General features: G+C 39.1%; 15 protein-coding genes and 1 pseudogene. 8 read left to right on the forward strand and 8 right to left on the reverse strand.

Annotation, left to right across the window (positions count from 1 at the left end):
* Positions 1-50 precede the first annotated feature (50 nt).
* The 6 genes from MUW56_RS08625 to hutH form a co-directional block, all read right to left on the reverse strand.
* Positions 51-1,568: an NAD(P)/FAD-dependent oxidoreductase gene (locus MUW56_RS08625; RefSeq protein WP_292012800.1), complete on the reverse strand. Its 1,518-nt coding sequence runs from the start codon at positions 1,566-1,568 to the stop codon at positions 51-53.
* 196 nt (positions 1,569-1,764) lie between these two features.
* Entirely contained in the window at positions 1,765-2,649 is an 885-nt protein-coding gene (locus MUW56_RS08630; protein ID WP_292012801.1) for a lipid A biosynthesis acyltransferase, read from the reverse strand.
* Between the two features lie 131 nt (positions 2,650-2,780).
* Positions 2,781-3,035, reverse strand: a complete 255-nt coding sequence (locus tag MUW56_RS08635; RefSeq protein WP_292012802.1) for an acyl carrier protein — start codon at positions 3,033-3,035, stop codon at positions 2,781-2,783.
* Positions 3,036-3,039: 4 nt separating this feature from the next.
* Positions 3,040-4,260, reverse strand: a complete 1,221-nt coding sequence (locus tag MUW56_RS08640; protein WP_292012803.1) for a beta-ketoacyl synthase — start codon at positions 4,258-4,260, stop codon at positions 3,040-3,042.
* A 1-nt stretch (position 4,261) separates the two neighbouring features.
* Positions 4,262-4,993 (reverse strand): 3-oxoacyl-ACP reductase FabG, encoded by a 732-nt coding sequence (gene fabG / locus MUW56_RS08645; protein WP_292012804.1) that lies wholly within the window; start codon positions 4,991-4,993, stop codon positions 4,262-4,264.
* Between the two features lie 75 nt (positions 4,994-5,068).
* Entirely contained in the window at positions 5,069-6,589 is a 1,521-nt protein-coding gene (gene hutH / locus MUW56_RS08650; protein WP_292012805.1) for a histidine ammonia-lyase, read from the reverse strand.
* 98 nt (positions 6,590-6,687) lie between these two features.
* Here hutH and MUW56_RS08655 point away from each other — a divergent pair, with 98 nt between their 5' ends.
* The gene (locus MUW56_RS08655) at positions 6,688-7,944 is read left to right on the forward strand and encodes an NAD(P)/FAD-dependent oxidoreductase (RefSeq protein ID WP_292012806.1); all 1,257 of its coding nucleotides are present in this window, start codon (positions 6,688-6,690) and stop codon (positions 7,942-7,944) included.
* Between the two features lie 46 nt (positions 7,945-7,990).
* On the opposite strand, the gene MUW56_RS08660 is transcribed toward MUW56_RS08655, so the two are convergent.
* Complete coding sequence (locus MUW56_RS08660) at positions 7,991-9,283, reverse strand: phenylacetate--CoA ligase family protein (protein WP_292012807.1); 1,293 nt, start codon at positions 9,281-9,283, stop codon at positions 7,991-7,993.
* Between the two features lie 81 nt (positions 9,284-9,364).
* Positions 9,365-11,053 carry a M23 family metallopeptidase gene (locus tag MUW56_RS08665; RefSeq protein WP_292012808.1) on the reverse strand — a complete coding sequence of 563 codons (1,689 nt, stop codon included), beginning with the start codon at positions 11,051-11,053 and terminating at the stop codon, positions 9,365-9,367.
* Between the two features lie 420 nt (positions 11,054-11,473).
* On the opposite strand from MUW56_RS08665, the gene ileS reads away from it, so the two are divergent.
* From ileS to trpS, 7 genes and pseudogenes are all read left to right on the forward strand, one after another.
* A complete protein-coding gene (gene ileS / locus MUW56_RS08670; protein WP_292012809.1) occupies positions 11,474-14,869 on the forward strand; it encodes an isoleucine--tRNA ligase in 3,396 nt (1,131 codons plus the stop codon).
* 58 nt (positions 14,870-14,927) lie between these two features.
* Complete coding sequence (locus MUW56_RS08675; RefSeq protein WP_002983772.1) at positions 14,928-15,308, forward strand: TraR/DksA C4-type zinc finger protein; 381 nt, start codon at positions 14,928-14,930, stop codon at positions 15,306-15,308.
* A 79-nt stretch (positions 15,309-15,387) separates the two neighbouring features.
* A complete protein-coding gene (locus tag MUW56_RS08680; protein WP_292012810.1) occupies positions 15,388-15,633 on the forward strand; it encodes a DUF6576 domain-containing protein in 246 nt (81 codons plus the stop codon).
* Positions 15,634-15,649: 16 nt separating this feature from the next.
* Positions 15,650-15,841 carry a DUF2683 family protein gene (locus MUW56_RS08685; protein WP_292012811.1) on the forward strand — a complete coding sequence of 64 codons (192 nt, stop codon included), beginning with the start codon at positions 15,650-15,652 and terminating at the stop codon, positions 15,839-15,841.
* Positions 15,841-16,478: pseudogene (locus MUW56_RS08690) on the forward strand (lipoprotein signal peptidase). The gene MUW56_RS08685 and the pseudogene MUW56_RS08690 overlap by 1 nt, the downstream one beginning before the upstream one ends.
* Positions 16,479-16,493: 15 nt before the next feature.
* The gene (locus MUW56_RS08695; RefSeq protein WP_292012812.1) at positions 16,494-17,138 is read left to right on the forward strand and encodes an ElyC/SanA/YdcF family protein; all 645 of its coding nucleotides are present in this window, start codon (positions 16,494-16,496) and stop codon (positions 17,136-17,138) included.
* 199 nt (positions 17,139-17,337) lie between these two features.
* Positions 17,338-18,306, forward strand: a complete 969-nt coding sequence (gene trpS, locus MUW56_RS08700; protein ID WP_292012813.1) for a tryptophan--tRNA ligase — start codon at positions 17,338-17,340, stop codon at positions 18,304-18,306.
* Positions 18,307-18,347 lie beyond the last annotated feature (41 nt).

Raw genomic sequence — 18,347 nt, forward strand, 5'->3', positions numbered from 1 at the left:
TCGCTGAAAGAATAAAAGGCAGGTATTAGTTTTTTTCACGTTGGTTTTTATTAAGTCATTTTCGCCAGGCGGCTGTCAATAATTTCTTTTCCTACAATTTCAGCACAGGTATTGAACGCGCCGATTGTCACCCCCAGGATCCCATGCATGTTTACAGATTGACCTGTCAGAAACAGATTGTCAATTTTAGTCCGTGGAGAAACCATCGTTTTAAGAGGATTGTCCGAGCTTTTCATATAACCGTACATATTGCCTTCAAAACTGCCGATATAATCCCGGTACGACAGAGGTGATGAAGTATATATTTTTTTGATGGCATGTCTGAGATTGGGGATTTTCTTTTCTAAGGCATCGACCATTTTCTCTGTCTTTTCCAACTTAAATCTTTCATATAGCTCCCCTCTTTCATGTGCTTCAGCTACTGTATTAAAAGTATTTTCCCATTCCTGAACCTCCTCAAAATCCATATAGGAAATTGCGGTCAGGCTTTCTGCAAACTCAGGATGATGCTTTGAGGGCGTTGAGGAAAGCATATACATTTCCGGCCACGCTTCCTTTTGATAACGGAAAGCATTCCAAACCTGTTCCTCCGACGCATAATGGTACTTGTTATAATTAAAATTCGGCAGGCTGTGCGGTTTCAGAATCAGGTAAACACTGAAGCATGAGGATACGGGTTTCCAGCTTAAAACCCTATTTAAAAAGGATTTCTTTAATCTTTCTTCGCCAATTAATTTAATGGTGGAACGGATCTCAATATTGGAAATAAACTGCCTGGCCGCATATTCTTTTCCGGAAACGGTTTTTACCGAGGTCAGGGTATTGTTTTCGTTAAAAACAAACGCTGAGACTTCAGCATGTTTATGGACTTCCGCACCGTATTGACGAAGCTTTCTGATCAGCAGTTTAGAGATCTGACTTCCTCCTTTTACACATTTGTAAGCACTCTGAATATAGGAATTAACCGTTAATGCATGAACGTAGAAAGGAACATTTTCAGAATCTCCGGCATACAGAAAGTTTGAGCCCAGTAAAACCGACTGAAGTTTTTTATCCGGGGTCACCGATTCTATAAACCTTTTGGTATTTAAATGTAAAATCTCTTCATTATAATTTTCCTTTCCTACCACATTATACCTTGGAAACTGGCTGCACACATATTGGATTTCTTCACAGTAATTTTCAAGATTTTCTTTTTCCTGTGGAAAATAAGCGGAAAGCTGTTCTACAAAATTCCGGTACCCTTGTGCATGCGGATATTCAATACCATCATCACCAAATGAAATCCGGTCATAGCCATCTTCATCCATCTTCTGAAGTTCCAGCTCATCCATGATTTCCAGATAGGAAAAAAAACGGTTTAAATTCTGCCCTTTTGAAAGGCCGCCCAAATAGTGGACTCCGGTATCAAAAATAAGTTTATCCCGTGAAAAGGTCTGCAGATTTCCGCCATATTGGTTATTCTTCTCCAGTACACACACTTTCAGGCCTTCTTTCGCCAAAATAAGAGCCGAAACAAGTCCTCCCAATCCGCTGCCGATTACAAGTATGTCAAATTCTTTCTTCAAGGAGAATGTGTTTTTTATTTAGAAACCAGGATTGTTTATCGACAGAAGCCGGTCTTCGCTGTGGCAACATCCAACTGTTCATACGGCGATGACCATTCTGATGCAGACGTAAAAGACAGAATCAAATGTATGAATCCTAATTTTAATCTAATGGTTTTGAGTTTTTTGTTAGTTTTCAGTGATAAAAATAGAAAAATTAATCAATATCATCCCAAAAATCGAAATAATTAAACCACTGAAGCGGATATTTTCTGACCATAGTTTCAAGATTTTGGACATAAGAATTCAAAAGTCCCTGAGAATCCCGGTTTTTAATATGCTGGGCTACTCTTGCATACAAGTGGTAATGAAGATTATTTTCCTTCATCACATAAACGTATACCACAGGCACTCCCAGCCTGGAAGCGATAAGAAAGGGACCTGCCGGAAATTTTGCACTTTTCCCAAGCAGTTCTGCTTCAAGGTATTTTGATCCTTCGAAATAGCGGTCCCCGGTAAAACAGATCAATTCATTATTTGACAAAGCCTGGTTGATCTCAAAAATATGCGACATATCGTCTTTGACGTAGATAAACTTAATATTGCTCCGTTTCACAGCCACACTTTCCAGATATTCTTTAATAACCGTCACTTCCTGATCTGTAGTCACCAGGTTGATTTGACAGTCAAAATCAATATCTGCAAAAAAATGCTCTGCAATTTCAAAATTACCGATGTGGGCACTGATCAGAACACCCCCTTTTTTAGCGGCTAAAAGATTTCTGAGATTTTCAATACCGTCAAATTCATAGGTGTATTGTTCTCTCATTCCGGCAGAAATCGCCGTTTTGTCAATCAGAACTTTCCCAAAAGTAAAATAACTGTTAAATATGGAACGTCTGGCCTTCCAGTATCCATAATTCAGTCTTTTCCGGAAATAATAAAGAATATATCGGTTGCTCTTTTTCTGGAACAGAAAGTAATAAGCAGCAACAAAGTAAAGGACAAAGTACGAACTCTTGATTCCGATATTTCTAATACACCAAACGAATATCATATATCCTGATACCGTTCCCTTAGACTTACCTTTCCATTTATTCATACTTATAATTTACCCATGAAACAGGATACCAATGTAACTGTTATGACATTGAACAGGAGCAGCATTGGTACACTGCCTTAGTATTACATTGGTACATTTTAAAGGATAAAGATTTACTCAATAGTAAGCAGTTAAGCATTTTTTTCAGTAATCTTATTCTCAATTGTGGTGTAGAAATCATCAAATGTCACCATTTTTTTGAAATCTGCTTCTCCTAATTTTACTCCGAAATTAGATTCGATCACTACGACCATGTCAATATAATCAAGGCTGTCTAAGCCTAATGTACTTTTAAGGTTCGCATCATTGCTGATCTCGTCTCCATCTACCTCGAATTCATTTACCAAAAAATCATTAACAATGGCTACTATTTTTTCCCTTTCCATGTTTTTAATCAAATTTTTTAACTATTAATGCAGAATTGGTGCCCCCAAAACCAAAAGAATTCGACAAAAATACATCAATTTTTTGATTTTTTGTTTTGGAGACTAAATTTATCTTTTGCGCCTCATTATCAGGATTTTCCAGATTAATATTGGGGGCAACAAAATCATTCTGCATCATCAGAATAGAGTAGATAACTTCACTCGCACCGGCCATCCAGCACTCATGCCCGGTCATAGATTTGGTAGAACTTACCGGAACTTCGCTTCCAAAAATCTCATAAATCGCTTTTGCTTCATTGGCATCCCCGATGGGAGTGGAAGTGGCGTGGGCATTAATATAATCAATATCTGAAGCCTTCAGACCAGACTGTTTCAAAGCTCTGTCCATCGCTAAAGCCGGCCCGTCGACATTCGGTGTTGAAATATGGCCTCCGTTCGAAGAGAATCCATAGCCTATAATTTCAGCAATCACCGGAACACCTCTTCTTTGGGCAGATTCTAGGCTTTCTACAATCAGGGAGGCAGCCCCTCCACTTGGAATCAGGCCGTCTCTCTCAGCATCAAAAGGTCTTGAAGCCTTTGCAGGCTCGTCTTCTCTCGCTGAGAACACGCCCAAGCCATCGAAACTGGCCATGGAATATTTATTCGTTTCCTGAGCTCCGCCACAGATGATCATCTCCTGAAACCCGTTCTTGATCATCATGTAAGCAAGCCCAAGAGAATGTGAACCACTTGCGCAGGCCGCACTGATCGTAAGATTAATGCCTTTCAATTTAAAAATAGTAGAAAGGTTCATCGTTACCGTTGAGTTCATGGATTTAAAGATCGCCCCCGACCCCATCAATGTTGTATCTTTCTTTTCCCTGGCAATATCGATAGATTCTACCACTGCCTGGGAAACACTGTCATTTCCATATAGAATCCCCACTTCATGGGCATCTAAAAAAGACTCATCAAGACAGGCCTGCTTCAATGCGTCAATAGTAGCAAGATAAGCATATTCACTTTCTTCTCCCATGCTTACACGCTGGCGCCTGTTGAGCAGATTCTTAAGATCCGGTTTAGGAACAACGCCTGTAAGTCCTGATCTGAAACCGAATTTCTTTCTGTCTTCGTCTAAAACAATACCGGATTTTCCTTGATATAGGGATTCCCTGACCTCTTCTAAAGACGTCCCGATGCAGGAATAAATTCCCATCCCGGTAATCACAACCCTATTTTCCATCTTATGAATAAATTCCTCCGTTAATATTAATCACTTCTCCTGTAATGTATGAGGCTTTTCTGGAAGCTAAAAATACCACAAGATCCGCTACTTCTTCTGCTTCTCCAAACCTGTTTGCAGGAATCATTGCCTTCAGTTCTTCTTCATTAAACTCCTGGGTCATATCTGTTTTAATAAAACCCGGAGCCACCGCATTCACTGTGACATTTCTTTTGGCGACTTCCTGGGCCAAAGCTTTTGTAGCTCCCACCAAGGCTCCTTTTGCCGCAGAATAATTCGTCTGGCCGGCCGTACCTTTTACCCCCGAAACCGAAACCATGTTGATGATTCTTCCGTATTTATTGCGAAGCAGTTTTTGGATAAAGAAGTTGGTCACATTAAAAAAGCCATTTAAACTTGTATTAATGACACTGTTCCAATCTTCTCTCTGCATCCACATAAACAAACCGTCTCTGGTGATTCCGGCATTATTAACAATCACTTCCACCACCGCAGCAGGATTTTTCTCCTGCCATGCTGTAAGAACTTCCTGGGTCTCTTCTGCATTTCCAACATCAAATTTAAGAATTTCTCCGGTGGCCCCCAGTTCTTCGACTTTTGCCAAAGTTTCTTTAGCTGCTGCTTCATTGGAAGCATAGTTGATCAGTATATGATAGTTTTTTTCTTCTGCCAGTTTTATACAGACTGCTCTCCCGATTCCTCTGGAGCCTCCTGTTACAATTGCACATTTCATGCGTTAGTGTTTATTTCGTTTTTAGTTTTTTTAAAGTTAGCTTATTATGGATAGACCATTCATTCCCGCTGATAATTACATGGTCTTTAAATATTTCTTCACTTCCTCTAAATACGGGTACATGACCATATCATCTGAAAATGCAGGAATAATTTTTCTGATTTCGTCATAAAGCTCTTTTGTAGAGGATGAAACTTTATTATGGAAGCCAAGGTATTCAATAGCCTGAACAATCGTAATCGCTTCTATAGCCAGTACTTCAAAAGCATTTTCAATAACCTTTCTGCAGATCACCGCAGCATTGGTCCCCATACTTACGATATCCTGATTATCATTATTATTAGGAATACTGTGAACATACATAGAATTCGACAGCATCTGGCTTTCCGCTGTGGTAGAAGTCGCCGTAAACTGTACCCCCTGCATCCCGAAATTGAAACCTAATTTACCCAAATTTACAAAAGGAGGCAAGATTTCGTTGATTTTCGCATTCAAAAGATAGTTCAACTGTCTCTCAGCAAGCATAGTCAGCTTGGTGACTACAATTTTAAGTTTGTCCATTTCCAGAGAGATATAGTCTCCATGGAAATTTCCGCCGTGGTATACATGCTGGTCTTCCACATTGATGATCGGATTGTCATTGGCAGAATTGATCTCATTTTCAAGAACTTTCTCTGTATATTCCAAGGTATCTAATACCGGCCCTAAAATCTGCGGCACACATCTTAAAGAGTAATATTCCTGAACTTTATCTTTAAATACTTTTTCCTGTTCTTCAAAGTGGGTATACAGGTGATCTGCTCTCTTTCTGATCAGTTTGCTGTCAGCCAGGTGGGCACGCATTCTTTCAGCCACTTTCTGCTGGCCATAATGTTTTTTTGTCCCGTTTAACGCTTCTGACAAATGATCATCATAAGCCTGAACGATTTCATTGATCGCACACGAAAGTTTAATAGAAATCTCCATTAACTGCTCTGCTTTATAAGCATTTACAATCCCGATCCCTGACATTACAGAAGTCCCGTTCATCAGGGCAATCCCTTCACGGATCTCCACTTTTATGGGTTCCAGTCCTTCTATTTCAAAAATTTCTTTTGTAGACTTTCTTTCTCCTTTATAAAATACTTCTCCTTCTCCGATCAGCACTAAAGCCAGATGTGCCAGCTGAACCAGGTCCCCACTCGCTCCTACTCCCCCATGTTCAAAAATTAATGGAGTAATATCTCGGTTGATCAGTTCCTGAAGAAGATAAATAACAGAATGGTGCACGCCGGAATTTCCCAATGATAAAGTATTCAGCCTTGCCAGCATACAAGCTTTCACCTCCTCTGCAGGCAAAGGATTCCCGATTCCCGAAGAATGGCTTCTGATCAGATTATACTGAAGCTGGTGAGTGTCCTCATCACTGATTTTGAACTGGGCCATCGGTCCAAAACCGGTATTCACTCCATATATTACTTTATTTTTTGAAAATTTCTTTAGAAACTGAAAACTTTCATCTACTTTTGATAAAAGTGATTGATCCAGTTCTATTTTTTCATTCCCAATGATAATTTTTTGAAAGTCTTTCAGCTCTAAAAAGTTATTTATTTTCATTAATCAAAAGTAATAGTTGATAATTTTGTAAAATATTAATTATTTGTCACTAATTTTGCGGCAAAGATAAAAGTTATTATTAAAATAAAAAATCAAAGATGAGCAAAGAATTTGTTGACGTTCTTGTAATCGGGGCTGGACCTTCCGGATGCGTATCTTCTTCGTACCTAAAGAAGAATAATGTCAACGTAAAAGTGGTCGAAAAGACAAAGTTTCCAAGACTGGTAATCGGAGAAAGTTTAATTCCAAGGGTAATGGATCACTTTGATGAAGCCGGACTTTTTCCAGCACTGGATAAAATGGGCTTTGAAAAAAAACTGGGGGCCCGTTTTCTTCGCGGAGAAGAGGTCTGCATCTTTGATTTCAGTGATAAATTCGGAGAAGGCTGGGATTGGACCTGGCAGGTTCCGAGGGCTGATTTTGATAATACACTGGCTCAGGAAGTCATTAATAAAGGTATTGATCTTGAATTTGAGACCGAAGTGATCGATATCAAATTCGAAGGGACAGATTCAATAACAACCGTAAGAAATAAAGAAGGCGAAACCAAGGAAATCCATGCCAGGTTTGTGATTGACTCAAGTGGCTACGGAAGGGTTTTACCTCGTCTCTTAGATCTTGAAAAGCCTTCAAAACTATCTCCTCATTCTGCTATTTTCTCTCATGTAAAGGATATTAACAGAGAGCCGGGAACGGAAGGAACACTGATTTCCTTTGATATCATTGAAACGGAGGTATGGCTCTGGGTAATTCCTTTTTCCAACGGAAATACAAGTCTGGGAATCGTTGGACCAACTGATTATATTGAAAAACTTACTGAAAACGGGGATACTGCCGAAGCTTTAAGAAAAGCAATTTCTCTTTCTGATTATTATGTACAACGTTTTGGTAATATAGACTTTCTCTTTGAACCGAGACATCTTAAAGATTATTCCTGTTCTGTAAAAAGCTTATTCGGAGATGGATTTGCCTTAACAGGGAATGCTTCTGAATTCCTTGACCCGGTTTTTTCCTCGGGGATGGCCTTTGCTACAGAGTCAGGTATGCTTGCTGCAAAACTGGCCTTAAGACAGCTGAATGGAGAGAAGATCAACTGGCAGACAGAGTATACGGATTATATCCTATATGGCGTAGATGTTTTCACTACCTATGTAAAAGAATGGTATACCGGAAATCTTCAGGAATTATTCTTCCACCAGCCTGAAAATCCGGACGTTAAGAAAAAAATATGCGCCGTACTGGCAGGATATGTCTGGAATAAGGATAATCCTTTTGTAAGAAAACATGATACCGTCGTTAAAAATCTGGCGAACCTCATCAAGCAGGAAAAACAGGAACAACAAAATCAACAATAAAAAAACGGTCTGAATTCAGACCGTTTTTGTTTTTATTTCAATTTCTTTATCTCAAATCAATAAAGGTAATCGGTTTTCTGCTGTTAGGATTGTAAACTGTTTTTGATAAAATATCAAAATCTATGATTTCAATTTTAGGGCTTACTCTCAGTTTTGCACGGAAATGATCCCTGACTTCGTTCACAAAGGTTTCATTTTCTTCCTGTGTGCTGAGCCTGATCAGGATTTCATCCAATCCGATTTCATTAGCCTGAATTACAATCTGATAACACTGGATCGTATTAAAATCATTCAGAATATCATTCATTGCCGGCGGATACAGTGTTGTTCCTTTGTACTTGATCATCTGCTGCTTTCTTCCGATCACAGGTCCTAATCTCATCGTATTCCTTCCACATCGGCATGGTTCATGATGAGCTTTCACAATATCTCCGGTCTTAAATCTCAGCAGCGGAATCGCTTCCACCCCTAAAGTCGTAATGGTAAGTTCACCGCTTTCACCCTCTTCCACAGGATCTCCGTTATCATCCAGAATCTCTGTAATGATCAGCTCTGGATGGTGATGCCCTCCGATCTGAAACTCACACTCTGTAAAAGCGGTACTCATCTCAGTGGAAGCATAGGTGGAGAAGAGCTTAATATCCCATTTCTCTTTGATCTTCTGCGAAAGAATATTATCTGTAAAATCCTGATTCTTGATACTTTCTCCAATACACACAGCTCCATAAACACTTGAATTCTGATAATCCAGCCCATGTTTTTCTGCATAATCAATCATTTTCAGCAAAAAAGACGGAACCGTGATCAGGTATTTCGGTTTATATCTGAAAATAGAATCCCATTGCAGCTCAGGAATCCCGGGGCCCATTCTCACCACGCTCGCCCCCATTTTCCTTAACCCGAGAAAATAAGCAAGACCTGCCATAAAACGTTTATCAATAGTGGTGATCATCTGTACCACATCTCCTTTCTGAATTCCGGCACATACAAAGGAGATCGCTTCATTATAAGCCAGTCTCTCCAAATCATGGTCAGACAGCCCGAAAGTGACCGGATCTCCTAAAGTTCCTGAAGTGGTACTATAATCTACAATTTTATCCGGAGGAATACAGAAAAAGTCATGATTAAACTGCTGCAAATCATTTTTTGTCGTGGTAGGAATTTTCCGGAGATCATCTAAAGTCTGAACCTCTTTACTACTGATCTTATTTTCTTTGAATAACTTCTGATAAAAGGGCGAGTTCTTTTCAAGATAAACCAGCAGCTCCTGAAGTTTTTCCTCCTGAAACTTTTTGATTTCCTGAATGTCTGATCTTTCGATGGGTGGATAGAATTCCAATGATTTAATTTTAGAACACAAATTTATTTAATTAAAATTAAAAGACTGAAAGATTAAAAGATTATTCCTCCGCACTATCATTTACCTCTGAAAAGTAAAAGTCTGCGTATTGGTATTTCCCGCCGTATTCACGGTCATTACTTTTAAAGTATGTTCTCCTGAGCCTTGTGGACATTTCTCATCAAAAGTATAAACAAAGTCATCCTTCACATGGGCAAAGCGAAGCCACTTTCCATCCAGTTCTGCCCTGAATAAAACGATATCACCAACTTTTACCGTTCCTTTCAGCCGTAAAGTACTGCTGTTGACTGTTGCTCCCTCTTTCCATCCCGGAGAAACAGAGGGCAGACTGCCATCTGCAATTAATTTTACTGTTCCCAATCTGTTGAACTGCCCTTCTGCACGGTCACCATTCCATTTTCCCTTTACAGCCTCTGTATCACTTCCATAATCAAGCAAGATGATCACTTTATCTTTTTCTTCGCTGGTTAATTTTCTGTTGGGTTTTATTTTCAACGTATAGCTGTCATGAATTGGAACATAGGGATTATGCAGTACAATAGCATTGGAAACCACATTGACATCAGCATCCGGCTTTTCATAGGCCTTAAAATTCACAGCATCGTAGACAGCATATTTACTAAAATCAATTGCTGCATTTTCGGTGGTAACCGACTTTTCTTCATCAGGCATTACGGTTTTAGCTGTAGGAGAAACCTGATCTGCCGTTTGATTGAGCTGAACTTTCGTTGTCAGTCTGCCGGTGTTTCCTTTTACATCTTTTAAAACAATTTCAATATTGTGAATGTCTTCATCCTGAAGATTGATTATTCCTGATAAATGAGGAACGCTGTAATTCTGCAGTTTCATTCCCGGCAGCGCAGACAAATGCTGAATACTCATTTTATCTCTGATGAATTTGGTATAATCAATGCAACCATTCAGATAGCGCGTATCATCATAGCTCACTTTATCAATAGTAAAACCATAGATCATTTTTCCATCCATCAATAATTCGGCATGATAAATTCCAAGATTAAATCCCTGATTGGCTTTATCCACAGCTTTAATGGCAAAGCTTATCATGGGTGAACTGACCCTTACAATATCTGTGGTATAGCCGCTGCCTGTTTTTTTGACAGCAATTCCGTTGGCTCCCGGTTCATAGGTACTGAAACGGCGGTCATACCAATAAAGGCCGCTGATGGCCGGCGCAATATTATCCGGAATAGCAAAGCCGAACAATAGCGGATTGAGACATTCTTCTGTCCGGGTATCCCGTATTTCAAAATGTAAATGCGGTCCTGCAGAACCTCCCGTATTTCCGCTCAAGGCAATTAATTGCCCCTTTGTCACAGGAAACTGCCCCGGCTGAAAAGCAATATCCTGTTCCCATTTTTCGTCCTTGTACTGTCTTTCTTTTACATAGTCATCCAGTTGATCGAAATATTTGTTTAAATGGGCATATACCGTTGTATATCCATTGGGATGCGTAATATATACTGCATTTCCAAATCCGTACCGCTCCACTTTTATCCGGCTTACATAGCCGTCTGCGGCTGCCACCACCGGTAAATTTTCCCGGCTGTTGGTCCGCAGATCTAATCCCATATGAAAATGGTTTCCTCTTACTGCTCCAAAATTGGCAGCCAGCTGCATGGGAATATTCAACGGATTCCGGAAATAATTCTGTGGATAATTCTGCTGGGCCTGGGTAATGATGCTACAGATAAAACAGACCACAAGCATCAGTTTAGAAAAGATTTTCATACAACATTGGTTTTATATCTATTTAAATATACAACATTTAAGGGAACTGTTAATCTATTGAGTCTCGCAGATTGAGGCAATTTTATTCTCAATCACAAGCCAGCATAGTTTTTACAGATGATTAAGATACATCTGTATAACCTTTACCATCTGTGAGAGATCATTTTTTAACTTCCGTCTAAATATTTTAAATGGGCTAAAGCCCAATTCTATTGATAAAAGCCGGTAAGATTTTTATCTAAAAAAGGCTAAAAAATTCACTTATTCAGCATTCACTTTTCACTTTTCATCACTTTCTTCATTTATATTTCTGAAATTGAACTTTTTAATAGAAGATATCAAAATAAAACATATATTATAAACCGACAAAAATCACTAAATTTGCAGACTTAATTAATCAACGATATTGAGATATTTACAATGAGCCAATTTAAAGAATACAAAAACCTCAGCCTTATTGACATAGCCGACAATGTAGCGGAATTTTGGAAACAGAATAACACGTTCAGTAAAAGTGTTGAGATTCGTCAGGGCAATCCTGAGTTTGTTTTTTATGAAGGTCCGCCTTCAGCAAACGGTATGCCTGGAATTCACCACGTAATGGCAAGAGCATTGAAGGATATTTTCTGCCGTTATCAAACGCAGAACGGGAAACAGGTTTTCCGTAAGGCAGGTTGGGACACGCATGGTCTTCCTGTGGAACTGGGAGTAGAAAAGGAATTAGGAATCACCAAAGAAGATATTGGCAAAAAAATCTCTATTGAAGACTACAACAAAGCTTGCCGTGAAGCAGTAATGCGTTATACCGGTGTATGGAATGACCTTACCGAAAAAATCGGTTACTGGGTAGATCTTGATGATCCTTATATTACCTACAAATCAAAATATATGGAAACGGTTTGGTGGTTATTGAAGCAGTTATATGACAAAAACTTGCTGTATAAAGGCTACACGATCCAACCTTACTCTCCCAAAGCAGGAACAGGACTTTCTTCACACGAGCTGAACCAGCCCGGGACGTACCGTGATGTTTCAGATACCACCATCGTAGCCCAATTCAAAGTAAAGAAAGATTCATCTGCCTTATTCAGTGATGTTGACGGGGATGTACATATTCTTGCATGGACGACCACTCCATGGACATTGCCATCCAATACAGCGCTTACCGTAGGAAGAGATATTGAATATGTTGTTGTTAAAACATTCAACCAATATACATTTGAACCGGTAACGGTTGTTTTATCCAGAGTTCTTTTACCTAAGGTTTTCGGCAAAAAATATACGGAAGGTACTGATGAAGATTTTGCAAACTATACTCCGGAAAGCAAAGTAATTCCGTTCAAGGTACTGAAAGAATTTACAGGAGAAAAACTTGTGGATACAAGATATGAGCAATTAGTTCCTTGGTTTACGCCGAATGACAGCCCTGAAAATGCTTTCAGAGTGATCCTGGGGGATTTCGTAACCACTGAAGACGGTACGGGTGTGGTACATACTGCTCCTACTTTTGGTGCGGATGATGCGAGAGTCGCTAAAATGGCTCAGCCTGAAATTCCGCCGATGTTGGTAAAAGATGAAAATGACAATCTTGTCCCGTTGGTAGATTTGCAGGGGAGATTCATCAGAGGAGAAAACGTTCCGGAAGTGTTTGCCGGGAAATACATTAAGAACGAATATTATGATGACGGAACGGCTCCTGAAAAGTCTTGGGATGTAGAGCTTGCGATCCTGTTAAAAACAGAGAACAAAGCCTTTAAAGTAGAGAAATACGTTCACTCCTATCCACACTGCTGGAGAACAGACAAGCCGGTATTATATTATCCGCTGGATTCATGGTTTGTAAAGATGACCGCGGTAAAGGACAGACTGGTTAATTTAAATAAAGAGATCAACTGGAAGCCAAAAGCGACCGGAGAAGGTCGTTTTGCCAACTGGCTTGAAAATGTGAACGACTGGAACTTATCCCGTTCACGTTACTGGGGTATTCCATTGCCGATATGGAGAACTGATGATCTGAAAGAAGAAAAGATCATAGGCTCTGTGGAAGAGCTATACCACGAAATCGAAAAGTCTGTAGAGGCAGGATTCATGACTGAGAACCCGTTCAAAGGCTTTGAAACCGGAAATATGTCTGAAGAAAACTATTCTTTGGTAGATCTTCATAAAAATGTAGTGGATAAGGTAGTTTTAGTCTCTGATTCCGGGAAAGCAATGAAGCGTGAGAGCGACCTGATCGACGTTTGGTTCGATTCAGGCTCGATGCCTTATGCACAGTTGCATTATCCTTTCGAGAATAAAGAATTAATTGACAACCACAAAGCATTCCCTGCAGACTTTATCGCAGAAGGAGTTGACCAGACCCGTGGATGGTTCTATACCCTTCACGCAATCGGAACGGCAGTTTTTGACTCTGTGGCTTACAAAAATGTAATGAGTAACGGTCTTGTTTTGGATAAAAACGGCCAAAAGATGTCAAAACGTTTAGGAAATGCCGTAGATCCGTTTGAAACCCTTTCTGTATACGGGCCTGATGCTACGCGTTGGTATATGATCTCCAATGCCAATCCTTGGGAGAACCTGAAGTTCGACATTGAAGGAATTGATGAGGTAAGAAGAAAGTTCTTCGGAACCCTTTACAACACCTATTCATTCTTTGCTTTATATGCAAATGTTGACGGATTCAATTATTCCGAAAAAGAGGTGGAAAACCGTCCTGAAATCGACAGATGGATCCTTTCTGAACTGAATCTTCTGATCAAAGAAGTAAAGGCATTCTATGAAGATTACGAACCGACAAGGGTAGCAAGAGCCATCAGTACATTTGTGAATGACAACCTGAGCAACTGGTATGTAAGATTATGCAGAAGACGTTTCTGGAAAGGAGATTATTCTGATGATAAGATCTCTGCTTACCAGACTTTATATACCTGTCTTGAAGTGGTTGCTAAATTATCTGCTCCGATTGCCCCATTCTTTATGGATCAATTGTACCAGGATTTAAATAAAGTAACCGGCAAAGAAAACTGTGAGTCTGTACACTTGACAGATTTCCCTGTTGCTGATGAAAGTCTGATTGATCAGGACCTGGTTGAAAAAACACATTTGGCACAGAATATTACCAGTATGGTTTTCTCTTTAAGAAAGAAAGAAAACGTAAAAGTACGCCAGCCGTTACAAAAAGTTTTGATTCCTGTATTGGATTCTAAAACAGAAGAGCAGATTCTGGCTGTGGCAGATCTGATCAAGCAGGAAGTAAACGTAAAGGAACTGCAGTTGATCAATGCTGAAGAAGCCTCCCATTTAATTGTAAAACAGATCAAACCGAATTTCAAAGCGCTGGGTCCCAAGCTAGGGAAGGACATGAAAGTGGTGGGAGCTGAGATCAGTAATCTTACTACAGAACAAATCGCAGGTCTTGAAAAAGAAGGCCAACTTGATATCCAGGGATATGAAATTACGCTTGATGACGTAGAAATCTCAACAAAAGATATTCCGGGATGGACAGTTACTTCTGATGGTAAAACAACTGTGGCATTAGATTTGACGTTAACCGATGAGTTAAAATCTGAAGGGATCGCAAGGGAGTTCATCAACAGAATTCAGAACTTGCGAAAAGACAAAAACTTTGAACTGACAGACAGAATTAATATCTCCATAGAAGGAAGCTCTCCATTTATTGAAGATGTTAAGAAAAATGAAGAATATATTTCTTCTGAGGTCTTGTCAAATAAAATAGAAATTGTATCTTCACTTTCAAATTTTAACGAAATCGAAATAGATGAGGTTAATTTTAAGATAAATATCGAAAAAAATTAACATGTAGTTATTGTATTTCAAATTCCATTTCATAATTTTATTAAAAAAGAGAAAGAATATGTCAGACGAAAGAGTTAGATACAGCGATGCTGATTTACAGGAATTTAAAGCGATCATTAAAGAAAAAATAGAGAAAGCTGAAAAAGATCTTCAGCTGATCAGAGAAAGTTTCATCAATGACCAGAATAATGGAACGGATGATACTTCACCTACATTCAAAGCTTTTGAAGAAGGCGCTGAGACGCTGAGCAAAGAACAGAACTCTATTTTAGCAGGAAGACAGGAAAAATTCGTGCGTGATCTTAAGAATGCATTAATCAGAATCGAAAATAAGACGTATGGTGTATGCAGGGTAACAGGGAAATTAATTCCTAAAGAAAGACTTCTCGCTGTTCCTCATGCCACGTTGAGCATCGAAGCGAAAAATATGCAGAAATAGCCGTAAGGTTTGTAAAATAATATTGGGTTTATATCGTATTCGAAGGATACTTTATAAACCTAATTTTTAATGTATACCCATGGGCGAATTATTAATTTTAGGCATTATCATCGCAGTCGTTTTATTTTTTTTCAACAGGAAAGGGATCAAAAACAAGTTCTTTCCGGATCAACAGAAAAATTATACAATTGATGATAAGTTTAATTCTGATAAACGTGACCGGGAGAAAGAAATAGACCAACTTTTAAGTAAGATGGGCAAGAACGGAATCAATGACCTTTCTGCAAAAGACAGAAAACGGCTTGACGAACTGTCCAAAATGTAAAATTTAAATATAAGAAATGGAATCGATCATAGTACACCCTAAAAACTCTATGGAACTTAGTGCACTGAAAAGTGTTCTGAAAGAAATGAACATTAAATTTGAGAAGGCTCATGTTAAAAGTTCATTCAATGGACAGAAAGTGGTCAAAAAAGCGAGTGATAATAACAATGTAAAAGCTACAAAACCTTCAAAACCTAAAGGACAATAATGAAAAAGATATTAGCTATAACATTTTTGGTATTGTTAATTGACCAGGCTTCAAAAATTTACATTAAAACCCACTTCAATCTGGATGACAGCGTTTCCGTGTTACCAGGTTTTAAACTGACCTTTGTAGAAAACCCGGGAATGGCTTACGGTCTTCATTTCGGAGGGATCATAGGAAAATATTTCCTGGTTATCCTGAGACTTTTCTTAATCGGAGGAATGGTCTATATGTTTAAAAAATGGTTGAAGCAGGGGCTTCCAACTATCTTTTAATTCCTATGTCCATTATTTTTGCCGGAGCGATCGGAAATATCATTGACGGGATGTTCTACGGAATGATCTTCGACAGCGGAACAGTTTATGATGAAAGCATTAACCGATGGATCGGCTATGGCGGGATATCTAAGCTGGTTCCTTTTGGACAAGGCTACTCTACTTTTATGAAAGGCTGTGTGGTTGATATGCTTCATTTCCCGCTGGTAGACTGGAATGTTCCTGAAAACATTCCTTTGATCGGTGGAAAACATATCGAGTTCTTCAAATATATCTTCAATGTGGCAGATTCTGCGATTACGGTAGGAGCTGTTTTATTGTTAATCTTCAGAAAAAAAGCTTTCCCGAACGGCCTTGAATTTTAAAAGAATTATTTTCGGATGAAAAGAATAATCAAAAATATTTTCACCTGTTTCCTGCTGCTGCTTGTAGCAGGAATTATTTTTATTACCTGGGCAAATTACAGCATCAAACAAGAAAGTGCAGCCTTTATAACCTACCGCCTCACAGACGTGCCGGAAACAAAAACGGCCTTACTCCTGGGAACCGGAAAGACATTAAGCAACGGAATGCCGAACGCCTATTTCTATAACAGGATCAAAGCAGCGGCCGATCTTTATAAAAGCGGAAAAATACAATATATCATCGTAAGCGGTGACAACAGCACGAAAGATTATAACGAACCCGAAGATATGCAGCTTGCATTACTGCAGGCGGGCGTTCCGCAGGATAGCATCATCATGGATCATGCCGGATTCAGGACCCTGGATTCTGTGGTAAGAGCAAAAGATATCTTCGGACAAACAAAACTGGTGATCATCTCCCAAAAATTCCACAATGAAAGAGCTGTTTTTCTGGCTAAGAAAAATGGGATCGAGGCATTCGGGTATAATGCAGCAGATGTCAACAAATATGCCGGTTTAAAAACGAATATGAGGGAATATCTTGCGAAAGCTAAAGTGTATTGGGATCTGCTTTTCGGAGTGGAACCGAAATTCGGTGGAGAAAAGATTATAATTCCATAAGATGTTACATTTTGGCTACCTAACAGGATTTATATGCGCAGGCGGACTAAATCCACTCCAATTGAAATTTAATACCAAGTCTTGATTCTTGATTCTTGATTCTTGATTCTTGATTCTTGATTCTTTTAATCTTTTTTATTCATTATCGCGGCAAACCTCGTAAATTTGCAATTCATTAATTTTAAAATATTTTAAACCAATGTCAAGAATTCTTACCGGCATTCAAGCCACCGGAACCCCCCATCTTGGAAATTTACTTGGGGCGATTATTCCTGCTATCGAACTTTCTAAGCAGGAAGGAAATGAATCCTTTTTATTTATTGCGAATCTTCACACGCTTACCCAGATAAAAGATGCGCAGACTTTAAGACAAAACACCTACGAGATTGCTGCGGCTTGGCTTGCTTGTGGATTAGATACTGAAAAAACATTTTTTTACAGACAGAGTGATATCCCTGAAACCTGTGAACTATCTTGGCATTTATCATGTTTTTTCCCTTATCAAAGATTAACGTTAGCACATTCATTCAAGGATAAGGCAGACCGGCTTCAGGATGTGAACGCGGGGCTGTTTACCTACCCTATTTTGATGGCTGCAGATATTTTATTGTATGACGCAGAGATCGTTCCTGTAGGAAAAGATCAGCTTCAGCATTTGGAATTTGCAAGAGATGTAGCCTCAAGATTCAACAACCAGATGGGTGAAATCCTTGTACTGCCGCAATCTGAACTTCAGGAAGACACGAAATACGTTCCGGGAACAGATGGCCAGAAAATGTCAAAATCAAGAGGAAATATCATCAATATTTTCTTACCCGAAAAGGAATTGAAAAAACAGGTAATGAGTATTGAAACAGATTCCAGGTCTTTGGAAGAGCCTAAAGATCCGGAAACAGATAAAGTTTTTGCCATTTACCAACTGATTGCTACACCGGAACAGACAGAAGAGCTGAGAGCAAAATACCTTGCCGGAAACTTCGGGTACGGACATGCTAAAAAAGAGTTATTGGATCTGATCCTGGTACGCTTTGCCAAAGAAAGAGAAACGTTTGCTTATTATATGAACAATCTTGACGAATTGGAAGCCAAACTGCAGCAAGGTGCTGAAAAAACCAGACCGGTTGCTATAGAAACTCTTCAAAGAGTAAGAACAAGCTTAGGGTTTTAATTCTAAGTTTTATCCATAAATAATCGGCTGTCTCAGTTTTG

Origin of the sequence: Chryseobacterium sp. (assembly GCF_022869225.1) — a bacterium.
Classification (GTDB): domain Bacteria; phylum Bacteroidota; class Bacteroidia; order Flavobacteriales; family Weeksellaceae; genus Chryseobacterium.

Coding starts and splice junctions, on each gene's coding strand:
- MUW56_RS08665 (WP_292012808.1), bottom strand. CDS start 11,053: ATGAAAATCTTTTCTAAACTGATGCTTGTGGTCTGTTTTATCTGTAGC.
- MUW56_RS08675 (WP_002983772.1), top strand. CDS start 14,928: ATGTCAGACGAAAGAGTTAGATACAGCGATGCTGATTTACAGGAATTT.
- MUW56_RS08685 (WP_292012811.1), top strand. CDS start 15,650: ATGGAATCGATCATAGTACACCCTAAAAACTCTATGGAACTTAGTGCA.
- hutH (WP_292012805.1), bottom strand. CDS start 6,589: ATGAAAATAAATAACTTTTTAGAGCTGAAAGACTTTCAAAAAATTATC.
- fabG (WP_292012804.1), bottom strand. CDS start 4,993: ATGAAATGTGCAATTGTAACAGGAGGCTCCAGAGGAATCGGGAGAGCA.
- MUW56_RS08640 (WP_292012803.1), bottom strand. CDS start 4,260: ATGGAAAATAGGGTTGTGATTACCGGGATGGGAATTTATTCCTGCATC.
- MUW56_RS08635 (WP_292012802.1), bottom strand. CDS start 3,035: ATGGAAAGGGAAAAAATAGTAGCCATTGTTAATGATTTTTTGGTAAAT.
- trpS (WP_292012813.1), top strand. CDS start 17,338: ATGTCAAGAATTCTTACCGGCATTCAAGCCACCGGAACCCCCCATCTT.
- MUW56_RS08680 (WP_292012810.1), top strand. CDS start 15,388: ATGGGCGAATTATTAATTTTAGGCATTATCATCGCAGTCGTTTTATTT.
- ileS (WP_292012809.1), top strand. CDS start 11,474: ATGAGCCAATTTAAAGAATACAAAAACCTCAGCCTTATTGACATAGCC.
- MUW56_RS08695 (WP_292012812.1), top strand. CDS start 16,494: ATGAAAAGAATAATCAAAAATATTTTCACCTGTTTCCTGCTGCTGCTT.
- MUW56_RS08630 (WP_292012801.1), bottom strand. CDS start 2,649: ATGAATAAATGGAAAGGTAAGTCTAAGGGAACGGTATCAGGATATATG.
- MUW56_RS08655 (WP_292012806.1), top strand. CDS start 6,688: ATGAGCAAAGAATTTGTTGACGTTCTTGTAATCGGGGCTGGACCTTCC.